Below are 11,948 nucleotides of genomic sequence, written 5' to 3' on the forward strand. Positions count from 1 at the left end.
CCATCGCCTCCTTGACCGGCTATGACTTTATCCTTGAGGCTCTATTCTATGCAGCTTTATAGAGAATTGGTATAAGTCGGTTAAGCGATCGGTTTTGAGAACTAAATCTTCGAGGATGATATTGGAAACTTCAATGATGACGCCGCAGATGAAATAGAGACCAATAATTTGAATAATCTCGTCGGCGTAACTCGTAATCCAAGCGATCGAGTCAATATCCTGAAGCACTAACGCGGCGATGATGACGTAGAAAATATATTCCAGCGCTTTTTTTAGGGCTGGGACTAAATGCCGAAAGCGCTCGTAATGGCGCAACACATTGGTAGCGCTAGAATACTCCAGGCTCAACGCATCGAGCGTGTCGACCAGCACCGACAACAGTTTGATGATGAGCCGCCCAAAGGAAACTGCGAGATACGCTTTCAGCCCCACGCGGAGATATTTAATCACCACGTCTGGAGTATAAAGAAAATCCGCGCAAATAATAAATGCTAGGAGCCAAAGACCATTAAATGAAACCTTTTTGAAGGTATTGAAAAAGACCTCAATACTTTCGTCATTGGCACTGATTTGATCAGAGTTTTGAGTAATGACCGAGGCTCGATCTAAGAGCTTACCGACTGAGGGCAAACTGATTTTAACCAGCAGCAATAGACTCGCACATTTGAGTAGGTCGATCGCAAGCTGATGCCAGAACTCGCGAGGAATTCGGCTCACCCAATTCAGATAAAAATCGGGAACGCTGCGCTCCTGATAAATCAGGACTCCATTCACCCCAGCCACGACGACACAGAGCAAAATGCAGGCGACTAGCAGGACGACCGTGGCGTTTTGTCGCAGGTGCGTAATCTTCGTGGTGTGGTGCTGTAGCCAGGTATCGGCCAGAAGCCTAGTGCTGAAATGAAATAAGCCGTTGAGCAAGACTTTGAGTAAAACAAAAGTCAGGACAATTCCAGCGATTCCGGCGAGGGTAATGGCGATGTTCACAGCAATCAACTGACAGCTTCCAAAAACGCAGGGGGGACTTAATCGAAAACGGAAAAATCGCGATCGCCTCCAGCAACGATCATGATTCAGCCTATTTGCAAATAATAGAAATCGCTCGTCTAGGCATGGAGGAAGCAGCCACAGATGCCTAATCTAGCTAGCATTCTAGATTTTAGAAGAAGAATGCTAGTGGGTCTCGATATCGTTTCAACGATGAGTCTGTCAAGGCTGTAGAAATGTCTTACCAGCGATAGGGTTCCTTCACAACCCCCGCGTACTTAGATCGCATAAAAATTATCGACAGTTGGGGATTGGGCACCGTTCACCCTTGCGCGAAGGATTGAGTATTTGCTGGGTGTTGTGGTCAGTCAGGAGTGGCGCGATCGCCAAACCCCGTCAGGGGCATGGTGGCGAAATCCCAAAAGACGGCGGCTTCGGAGTGCGATCGCAGCACCAATTGATGGCCGGATGTTACCTGACCGATCGCTTCACACACCAGTCCTTCAACGTGAAACAGCGGCTGCAATTGGGGCAACTGGTCGGGATCGACACTGAGTAAAAAGCCGTAGCTGGGAAAGCTCAGCAACCATTTTTCTAGCGGTTCATCGGCGGGTCGAGGAATGGCGTCAATGTCCAGGATCGCGCCGCAGCCAGAGGTTTCGAGCAGCATGAGCGCCGTGCCGATGATGCCGCCCATGCTCACGTCTTTGCCCGCACGACACCAGCCCTGTTCTGCAATGTGGGGCAGCAGGGCGAAATGGCGCTGTAGTGCGGTGGGCTCGGCCATGGTGGCGGCATCCCAAAAGGGATATTTGGGGTGCGATCGCCCCTGTAAATTCGTCACCAGCACTAGCGCATCGCCCGGTTGAGCGTCAAAACTGGTGATGAGGCGAGTGGCCCGACCGAGGATTGCCACGGACAGCGCCGCGTAAGGGCTGTGGCAGTTGGTGTGCCCTCCCACGATGGGGACGTTGAAGGTTTTTGCCGCCGCGACCATGCCCTGCCAGAGGGGGGTGGCCTGCTCAGCCGATTCCGTCCACAGGGCATCCACCACCGCGATCGGGCGACCGCCCATGGCGTAGATATCGCTGACGTTGACCAACACGCCGCACCAGCCCGCAAACCAGGGATCTTCCTGCACCAAGGTGGGCCAAATGCCCTCAGCCGCCAGGAGTAAATAACCATCCCCGTCAGGAATGGCGGCGGTGTCGTCGCCGAGCAGAATCGGTGTTCCCGTGGCGGCGGACGGCACGTAGCGGCCTAAGTTGTCGGCAGCGGTTTGAATGTCGCGCTTATTGAGAATGCCCAACGCGGGACGGAGAGCCTGAACCAGCTCGGCCAGCATTACGACACCTTGAGCGCACCGGAAGAGAGCACCGGACGCAGTTCGTTGCTGGGTGGATAAAAGTCAAGATCCGCTTCCATCAAGTGATGGGGCCGATCGCACACTGAGAGTTCTTGAATCGACTCCCAATGCTGGCGGCGAAAGAAGCGGACGTTTTGCAATTGCACGGTGGCGAGAAAGCGATCGCAGCCCCACGTATTAGCCGTCGTGACTGCCTTGTAAATCAGCCCCTTGCCAATGCGGCCCACGCGGCGATAGTCGGGATGCACCCCTAAGCGGCCCCCAAACCAGTGACGCGGTGTTTCCTCATAAATGCGCACGACCCCCACAATCTTTTTGCCCGCAATCACGTCATTTTCCACCGCGATGATGGGGTAAGCGATCGCGTCAATGTCGTCTGCATCATGGTCGTCAAACAGACCCTGCTCTTCACAAAAGATGGCCTGTCGCAGTTGGTGATAAGCGCGAACGTCCTGGGGCGATCGGGCCAGTTCAAAGGTGTAACGTTTGGTCGACATGGGATACCTCGGTCTGCGTCTATCGAAAACGTGAGTCCACAACTTGGACGATGGAGCGCCGCAAACCTGAGGCCGCAAACCCCCGTCGCAGGACTGAAATCAGTGCTGGACGTAGCATTGGCAGCCTCGGTCATACCGGCCTCAGCGCTGGCTTAAACGCCATACTGATCGATTTGCTCTTGCAGATACTCCTCGGGCTGGGCGGGGTCAAAGTCGCCAAACTTGAGGTTTTCGACCCGCGTAAGCTCCTGCGGGGCCTCGGCCCCGAGTTCTTCCGCCAGTTCCCGGGCCAAGTCGGTCAGGAAGATTTGCTCGCCGATTTCGTCATAGTTGGCGTCTTCGGTGGGCATGTAGCCCCAGCGCACTAACTGGGTCGAAATCCAGCCGGCAAAGCTTTTCCAGGGATAGGGGTCAAAGTTGATGCGATCGGGCACTTCCAGAGTGTTGCCCTGACCATCTTCAAAGTTGCCGGTCATCACCGCTTCCAGCACTTCCACCGGCTGGTTGAGATACTCGCGGGGGGCGATCGCGGCGGCAATTTCCTTGCGGTTCGCGGGTTCATTGGCGTAGGTCGCCCCGTCAATAATGGCCTTGTTCAACGCGCGGAAGGTGTTGGGGTTCTCGTCGATCCAGTCTTGGGCGGCAACAAAGGCACAGCAGGGATGGCCGGGCCACAAATCCTTCGTCAAGAGATGGATAAAGCCAATCTCGTTAAACACCACCCGCTGGGTAAAGTTGTCCGGCAGGATAAAGGCGTCAATTTGTCCGGTGGACATTTGGGCGATCGCGTCGGGGGGTGGCATGATGATCAATTTCACATCCTGGTCGGGGTCAAGGCCACCGGAGGCCAGGTAGTACCGCAAAATCAGGTTGTGGTTGGAATAGTCGTAGGGAATGCCGATGGTCATGCCCTTAAAGTCCGCTGGGCCATTCACCTGGCCGAGGTGCTTGTTGGCGACGGCAATGCCCTGACCGTTATTGTTCTCAATGCTGGCCAGCTTGACCGAAAAGGCGGTCGAGCCGAGGCCGAGGGACATGGCGATGGGCATGGGGGCCAGCATGTGATAAGCGTCGAGTTCTCCGGCGATCGCGGCATCCCGCACCACCGACCAGCTCGCGTATTTCATCAACTCGACATTCAGCCCATGCTTGTCATAAAAGCCCAGCGGGTCTGACATGATGATGGGCGTCGCACAGGTAATGGGCAAAAACGCAATTTTGAGGTCATTTTTCTCCAGTTCCCCCGTGGTGGTGGGCGGCGGCGTTTCGCCCGCAGGCACCTCGTCTTCGGTCGGCTGCTGGGCGCAATTCGCCAGGGAAACGAGGGCCGCCCCCACAGCAACATTTTTCAAAAACTTGCGGCGGGTGAACTGACTCAGCCGCTGGGCATCGGTGAAGAACTGCCCCGCTTTGGGGCCAAAGGCAGCGGCAAAGGCTTCATCCAAGCCCCCGGCGACCTTGATCAAATCGAGCACCAGTTTCTCCCGCTTGGGATTGCCTTTTCCGGCCATCTGCACAAACAGCGCCTTCCGCAATTCGGCCTGGCTGATGGCATCGGCGACGGCGATCGCCTCGGGCTGATACAGCCGCATTTTGACCAAATCATCAATCAAATTGGCCGGATCCTGGGGCATATCGGCCATGAATTTCCAATGGTCTTCGGTGGAGTGGATACTGCCACAAATCAAACACCGCACGGCCAGGTCGCCCAAGTTGCCCTGATCACAGGTCAGGGCATTCCACCGTTGGCTGGGAGTGGATACTGAGTTAATCATGATGAAATGGTCTCGCTAAATGAAGCCCTTGGCAGCAATTTTGATGGCTCGTTGGCCTGATTCTGAGCCCGACACGGGTGCTGATGGGCGACATCAATGCTACCAAGCCAGCATCGCTGTCACGCCCACTGCAGATACAAATAGTAAAGGACTACGCTCAAAAACAGTCAGCGATCGCGGCCAGTCTGAACGCTCAAGCCGGAACATCAAAGGATTAGTTTCAAATGGCTTCAAAACCAAAACTCTGATTGATCAAACAAACAGGCAAGGTTCTAACTGACTTCCATTAGAAAGGGGACGCTGTCACAAGTTTGTAACTAAAAATACGTTCTTTCAAAGATTATCAAGAAATCGCGATCACAAGAATTTCAATGAGTCTGATAGTGGAGCGAGATCGCCCTTTCACCCCCTACGCCAACGTTCGATCGGTGGAGCGATCGCCAACGCCATCATCTCATCAGGATTCCTTACTAACAAGGTTTTTCGGGACTGGCACTTTCTCCACAGCCATCAAGCAAAGATTCAATTCTATCGCGACTCAAAATAAAAGACCTAGCCCATGTGAGTCACATTAGCTAGGTCGAGCCGGAGCAATTTTGGACGGACACTAGGGTATTTTCGTGACCTTTAGAGTACACCTTACGAAGCTGGTGTAAGCGCTTCTTCGGGCAGGGCAAACAACATTTTCTTCAAATGCTTGAGCGCCGGGGTCACGATGGCAATAAAGTAAGCCTCCCGCAGCTTGCGCTCCGGAGCGCTGCCGTGGACGTAAGCGCGGGCTCCGGCGTGCAGCATGGTGGCTTGCGCCGCCCGCAGCGATAATTCGGAACCGGCAATGCGAGCCTGCACGACTTCGCGCAAGAGCTGGTCGTCAATGATGCCGTCGGTGGCGTCGAGGCGATCGGCTAAAGCGTAGGTGCGATCGCGCGCCATTTGCAAGTCCGCTTCCAGATCTTCCGCCTGATCATCCAAAAAGCGATTCACATGGCCCAGTCGCTTGTTGGTGCGCTTCATCAGCTCCACGCAGCTATCGACCAAGCCCAGCCCCATGCCCACTTGCGTCAAAATAAAGCCGGGACGAATCCGCAGCACATACTCCTCGCAGGGAGCCGCCAGTACTTTGGCATCAGGCACAAACACATCGCGGAATACGCAGCTGTAGGTGCCGGTGCCTTCCAACGCGATGAAATGGGCATTACAGCGCAACGACATGCCAGCCATATCATCTGAGACCACCGCCATCATGTAGTCATCGGTGTCTTTGATTTTGGCGGCAACGCCAAACCAATGGCCCGGCCCCAAGTTAGAGACCCAGGGCAACATGCCGTTCACCTTGAAACCACCTTCGACGGGCTCGGCAACCAGCGCAATTTTCTCAATATCGACGAAGTGCTTCATCGGGTTCGACAACCCGGTGCCCGCCAAGACCTTACCCGCCGCAATATCCGGCAACAATGCCTGGGCTAAATCCTGGTTATCCGTATTTTGTAAATACCAGGTGCAGGCTACTTGGCACCAGGCCATGAATCCGGTCGAGATGCACTCTTTCGAAACTTCTTCGATACTTTGAATGGCCGCCTTGAGGCCCAAGCCCGTGCCCCCAAATTCCGGCGCGACGGCATGGGCGTAAGCGTTCGCCTCTCCCAACTGATGCAAAATCTCGCGGGGATATTCACCCTTGAGGTCGATATCAGCCACTTTGGGCGTCAACTGCTGCTTCACCACCGCTGCCACTTCTGCAGCCGCGGTTTGATCATCAGCGGTGCGATCGTCAGTAGTGGGGCGCGTCTGAGAAGCTTTCTGAATCGTTTGCATGGTGAGTGATGGTTGAGTTTTGAGGGTGCAAAGAGTTGATACGTTAGACCCAAAACAGCAGTTGACGGCTGCTTTCAGGTATTCGCTTTTTAATATACAGTTCTGGCCTTAACGGCTGCCCAGCCGTTGCTTAATGGCATCTTTACTGGGATTGATCGACGGGGGTAGGGAACCACCAGCGACTGTCGGCGCGGGGAACAAGCCGCAAGGGGCTGAAGTTTCGCGATGTGTATGGTTCGGGAAAACCGATGAATCGCTCGGGTGCATCACCCGCCTCAGCCCTCACTGCTTGCCTTCTCTAGCCGAAGCCTCTACCCATGCCAGGGTCAGCGATTACGCCATTTCAACGCTGACGGGCATGGGATTGCTTAACGTGGCCGAAACGGGGGACCAGGTATTCGCGTGGGCCACCATTTCCGCTAGTTCTTCCTTCGAGGCGTCGCCGTCGATATCCACCTTGACGCGGACATCGGTAAAGCCAATCTGCGGCTTGGTCAATTCGCCGGTGCCCCAGGTGCTGGTGATGTTGATGTCGCCTTCGAGGGCAATTTCCAGCTTGGTGAGGGTAATGCCCCGCGCGGCAGCATTGGCCTGTAGCCCCACCGCCAAGCAAGAGCCAAAGGCACCGAGCACAATCTCCGACGGGTTGGGCGCGGTGTTGTCGCCCAGTAGACCCGGCGGCTCATCCACGACGAAGGGCTCTAAATCGCGGGCGTAGTTCAAGCTGCGAAACTTGCGATCGCAAACGGTTTTGACCTTGAGGGTCTTGTCGGCGGGGTTGGCGCGGTTCTTTTCGCCCAGCTCTTGCAAGCCATCTTTGGGAATGGGCGCGATGGACACCTTGGCGGTATCAGACATAAGGTTCACCAAATAGAACGATCTATCTATTTATATTAAAGGAAACTTCTCGTTTGGGGAATGTGGTGATGGCTACAGTTTGGTAATCGCACGCCCCTGTGGTCTTTTTCTCTGCATCTCGACCCCTGCCGTGGCCGTGGCTAAGATAAGAAAAATCAGCCCGTAGATTTAGATGCCGCCCCACATTTTCATCTCCCACTCGACCCACGACGACGACACTGTTAGCAAGCTGCGAGAGATTTTGGCCGCTCACGGGGACAGGTATCGTGGGTGGACTCTCGTGAACTGGCCGGGGGCGATGCCCTCACCGACACCATCAAAGCTGCCATTCGAGCAGCCCAACACTTTCTCGTCGTCATCAGCCCTAACACCTTCAATTCCAAGTGGGTGCCCAAGGAGACTCAGTTTGCGCTGGCGGTGGCGCAAGCCCGTGACGACGGCTATAAGGTGATTCCTGTATTGCTGCCAGGGGTTGATCCGGCTGGCATGGTGGCGATGCTCTTTCCTGACGATCCGCTCTACATTTTGGTGGAGGAAGGGCCGACAGGTTTGACTGAAGCGATGCCAAAAATTGCGGCGGCGCTGGGATTGCAACTGCCCAATGATTGGCGATCTGGCGAACCCGTCCAGGTTGCCCCCGTGGAAGAACTGCTGCTGGCCCTCAAAAATCCGCAAATTGTGGAGAGTGGGGGCATTCGCCGCGCCACCGCCATGGCCGAACTCACCTACATTCCCGCTGACACCGCCAGCCGCCAGATTGCCAGCCGCCAGTACCACTTCACCGCGCCCCTCGGCCCGGTGGAACTAGAGGAGATTCGCTGGTATATCGAAAAATACTACCAGTGGCCCACCGGCGTCTTTAAGCAGCGGGCGACGGGAACGGAAGCCCAGTTGCCCCAGTGGGGACAGGCGCTGTATCAGGCCGCGACCCTGGCGGAGTCGGCGCGGGAACCGCTGGCGGCATGGCGGCGCACCAGCGGCAGTCGGCGCTTTTCCATTCAGGTCGATGGGGAACCCCCAGAAGGCACCCCCGACGACGCAGCCGCCCAATTTCGCGAAGCCGCTAACGACCTGCTCACCCTGCCCTGGGAAATTTTGCACGATGGGGATGGCTACCTGTCCCAGGGGGCGCATGGGGTGCGGGTGCGGCGACGCCTGCCCAACCGCCAGCCTACCAACACTCTGAAAGCCGACTTGCCCATTCGGGTGCTGCTGATCAGCCCCCGCCCGGAGGTGGATGGCGACGGCGACCCCGTCGGCTACATTGACCACCGCATCAGCGCCCGCGCCCTGGTGCAAGCGGTGGATGAACTTGGGGAAGATCTGGTCAAGGTGGATCTGCTCTCGCCGCCCACCTTGCCCGCGATGAAAGCCGCCCTGCAACAGGCCAGGGCCGCCAACGACCCCTACGAAATCGTCCACTTTGACGGTCACGGGGTGTATGACCGCCGGGTCGGTCTCGGTGCCCTCTGTTTTGAAGACCCCCGCCACAGCGACAAGCTGGGGCCGCGCCTGCTCAAGCTGATCCATGCCCCGGAGCTGGCGGCGGAGCTGCAGCACTACGGCGTGCCGCTGATTTTTCTGGAAGCCTGCCAGACCGCCCAGGCCACCGCCGACCCGATGGCCTCCGTGGCCGCCCGGCTGCTGGAGGGCGGGGTGGGTTCCGTGGTGGCCATGAGCCACTCGGTGCTGGTGGAAACGGCCCGCCGCTTTGTCGAGCATTTCTACCGCACCCTGGCGGCAGGTCAGCGGGTGGGGGATGCAATGCTGGCCGGGCAGGAAGCCCTTTACGACGCCCCCTACCGCTTCAAAATTATGGGGGCGGGCGAGCTGACGCTACAGGACTGGTTTGTGCCCGTGCTGTATCAGGATGCCGCCGACCCGCCGCTCTTTACGGTGACCGTGGGGGCCGAGGCGGCGCGACTGGCTCAGACGCGGCGTGAACAACAGTTGGGTAAGCTACCCGCCCCGCCGGAGCATCGCTTTGTCGGGCGCAGCCGCCAGTTGTTGCATCTGGAGCGGTTATTGCAGCAAGAACCCTATGCCGTGATTCGCGGCAGTGGCGGGTTGGGCAAAACTGCCCTGGCGACGGAGCTGGCCCGCTGGTGGGTGCAGTCGGGGCGGTTCCAGCGGGGGGCGTTTGTGAGTGTGGAGCCGCAGAACGTGCAGGACGTGCCGGGGGTGGTGGATAGCCTCGGACGGCAACTGGTGGGCGACCACTACACCGTGGCCCAGTACGGCAACGACCTGGACCAAGCGCTGCAGCCCATCGAACGGGAGTTGCAGCGCAAATCCACCATCATCGTGATCGACAATTTGGAGAGCGTGCTGCCCGATGCCCAGGGCAATAACCCGGCGGGCGTGGCGGATGTCACCGCACTGCTGGCCCTCGGCCAAAAACTGCTCGCGTCTGATACCCGCTGCCGCCTGCTGTTTACCAGCCGCGAACCCCTGCCCGCCCCCTTTGCCAAAGCCAAATGCACCGTGGCACTGGAGCGGCTGAGCAAAGACGAAGCCGTGCAGCTCGTCGAACAGGTGATGGCCCAACACGGCTGGGAACCCCCCGCTACCGACAACGCCACCACCCCAGAGGAAATTACGGAACTGGTGGACACCGTGAACCGCCACCCCCGCGCCCTGGTGCTGCTGGCGCGTGAAGTAGCGAAAGGGGTGCGAGCGACGACTCAGCGGCTAACCCAGCTCATGGCCCAGCTAGAGACGGAGAATCCGGGAGACCGCGAGAACTCGCTGTATGCCAGCGTGGAGCTGTCCCTGCGGCGGTTGCCGGAGGCGATGCGGGAGCGGGTGCAGCGGTTGGCGGTGGTGCATGGGGGTGGGCAGTTATTCATCCTGAAATCGGTGATGGGCATTGATGATGACAGTGCAAAAGCTGTCGCCGTGGCCCTCATTGAAGTAGGCATCGCGGAAGAGCAGGAGTATGGCTACCTGCGCCTCGACCCGGCCCTGCCCGCCTACCTGCGGCTGGGGCAACCCCCAGAACCACTGGCATCGCTCACCGCGACCTGGGCTGAGGCGATGGGACAACTGGTGGAGTTTCTGTATCAGCAAAAATTTAAGGACAGCCGACTGGCGGCAAGGCTGACGCTGCTGGAGTTGCCTAACCTGATGGCCCTGCTCGACTGGCTGGGGCAGCGGCTGACGGTGGATAGCACGATGGCTGAACGGGTAGCCGATACGGCTGGCAGCATTGAACAACTGCTGGCCAACCTGAATCGCCCCCAGGCCCTGGCGCGGGCAGTGGCCCTGCGGGAACGGGGGGCGGCAGGGTTGCCGGAGTGGGGCCAGGCCCAGTTTCAAAACCAGCGATTGCAGATTGAGCGACTCCTGGGCCAAGGGCAGCTCCAGACGGCCTATGACCAGGCCCAGGCCCTGCTGGCAAAGGCCCAGGCGGTGGGGCCAACGGCCTACCGGGGGGCCGATTATGATCTGGCGATGGCGCACTGGCTGCTTGGTCGGGTGCTGAAAACAGCCGGGCAGGCCGCCCCGGCTCTGGAGCAGTTCATCAAAGCCCAGCAGCAGTTTGAGTCGCTGGGGGAGCCGGGAGCCCGCATGGCCGCCGTCACCCTGACCGAACAGGCCGACTGTCTGCAGGCGTTGGGGCAGTTGGAGGCGGCAGCAGCGAAGTATGAGGAAAATATCCAACGAGCTGAAAAACTGGCAGACTTCCGGCAGGTCGCGGTCGGGAAGGCACAACTGGCGACGGTGCGAAGGATGCAGGGGCGGTATGACGAGGCGATCGCTGAGTACACCGCTGCCCGCGCCCTGTTTGAACAGCAGAACGAACCCCAAACGGTCGCCGTTATCTGGCACCAGATCGGCATGGTGTACCAAGCGGCGGGGCAGTTCGACGCGGCGGAAACGGCCTACCGCCGATCTCTGGAGATGGAGACGCAGATTGGCAATCGGGCGGGGCAAGCGAGCAGTTTGGGGCAGCTCGGCAATCTCTACCAAGACTCGCTAAATCGCCCTGAAGAGGCGGTCACCTTTTACCGACAGGCAGCGGATATTTATGTTGAGCAGGGAGACTTACGGTACGAAGGCGTTGCCCGCAACAACATTGCCGATGCCCTGCGTAAGCTCCAGCGGTACGACGAAGCGCGGCGGGAGATTCAGCGGGCGATCGAGTGTGACAAGCCCTTTGGTCATGCCGCCGAGCCTTGGAAAACCTTCGCCATCCTGCACCAAATCGAAACTGCTACTGGCCACCCCGCAGCGGCGCGGGCGGCGTGGCAGCAGGCTCGCGCTGCCTACCTGGCCTATCGGCAGCAGGGGGGCTACGCGCAATTTGGGGGCGGTAAATTGGTCGATCAGGTTTTGGGGCTGCTGGCTCAGCAGCAGGTCGATGAGGTGCAGTCGCTGTTTGCCGAGCTGACCCACAACCCAGAAGCATCCGCCTCCCTCAAGCAGCTGATCCAGGCAATAGTGTCTATCCTCAACGGCTCCCGCGACCCGGCTCTGGCCGATGACCTGGCCCTCAATTACGCCGACGCGGCGGAGGTGTTGTGGCTCATGCATCGCCTCGCCTCCCAGGGAGCAGGTGCCTAGTTCGCTCTTCCCGCCACGTTCACGGCTGGGCTTAGGCACCCGGTCCCTGGGCCCGATCGCGCCGCCCCCTCTCCCCCCGCAGCA

At 58.3% G+C, this 11,948-nt stretch carries 7 protein-coding genes; 1 reads left to right on the top strand and 6 read right to left on the bottom strand.

Annotation, left to right across the window (positions count from 1 at the left end; genetic code table 11):
* Window positions 1-27 precede the first annotated feature (27 nt).
* The 6 genes from JUK32_RS06425 to JUK32_RS06450 form a co-directional block, all read right to left on the bottom strand.
* Window positions 28-996 carry a hypothetical protein gene (locus JUK32_RS06425; RefSeq protein WP_204138023.1) on the bottom strand — a complete coding sequence of 323 codons (969 nt, stop codon included), beginning with the start codon at window positions 994-996 and terminating at the stop codon, window positions 28-30.
* Between the two features lie 355 nt (window positions 997-1,351).
* Window positions 1,352-2,332, bottom strand: coding sequence for a sll0787 family AIR synthase-like protein (locus JUK32_RS06430; protein WP_204138024.1), 981 nt, complete (start codon window positions 2,330-2,332; stop codon window positions 1,352-1,354).
* The gene (locus JUK32_RS06435; protein ID WP_204138025.1) at window positions 2,332-2,850 is read right to left on the bottom strand and encodes an MSMEG_0567/Sll0786 family nitrogen starvation N-acetyltransferase; all 519 of its coding nucleotides are present in this window, start codon (window positions 2,848-2,850) and stop codon (window positions 2,332-2,334) included. The genes JUK32_RS06430 and JUK32_RS06435 overlap by 1 nt, the downstream gene beginning before the upstream one ends.
* A gap of 152 nt (window positions 2,851-3,002) precedes the next feature.
* Window positions 3,003-4,625 (bottom strand): ABC transporter substrate-binding protein, encoded by a 1,623-nt coding sequence (locus JUK32_RS06440; RefSeq protein ID WP_204138026.1) that lies wholly within the window; start codon window positions 4,623-4,625, stop codon window positions 3,003-3,005.
* A gap of 639 nt (window positions 4,626-5,264) precedes the next feature.
* Window positions 5,265-6,440: an acyl-CoA dehydrogenase family protein gene (locus JUK32_RS06445; RefSeq protein WP_204138027.1), complete on the bottom strand. Its 1,176-nt coding sequence runs from the start codon at window positions 6,438-6,440 to the stop codon at window positions 5,265-5,267.
* Window positions 6,441-6,773: 333 nt separating this feature from the next.
* Window positions 6,774-7,298, bottom strand: a complete 525-nt coding sequence (locus tag JUK32_RS06450; protein ID WP_204138028.1) for an OsmC family protein — start codon at window positions 7,296-7,298, stop codon at window positions 6,774-6,776.
* A gap of 270 nt (window positions 7,299-7,568) precedes the next feature.
* Between JUK32_RS06450 and JUK32_RS28430 the strand changes: the two genes are divergently transcribed.
* Window positions 7,569-11,864 (top strand): tetratricopeptide repeat protein, encoded by a 4,296-nt coding sequence (locus JUK32_RS28430; protein ID WP_204138029.1) that lies wholly within the window; start codon window positions 7,569-7,571, stop codon window positions 11,862-11,864.
* Window positions 11,865-11,948 lie beyond the last annotated feature (84 nt).

This window comes from Halomicronema sp. CCY15110 (assembly GCF_016888165.1).
Taxonomy (GTDB): domain Bacteria; phylum Cyanobacteriota; class Cyanobacteriia; order Phormidesmidales; family Phormidesmidaceae; genus Halomicronema.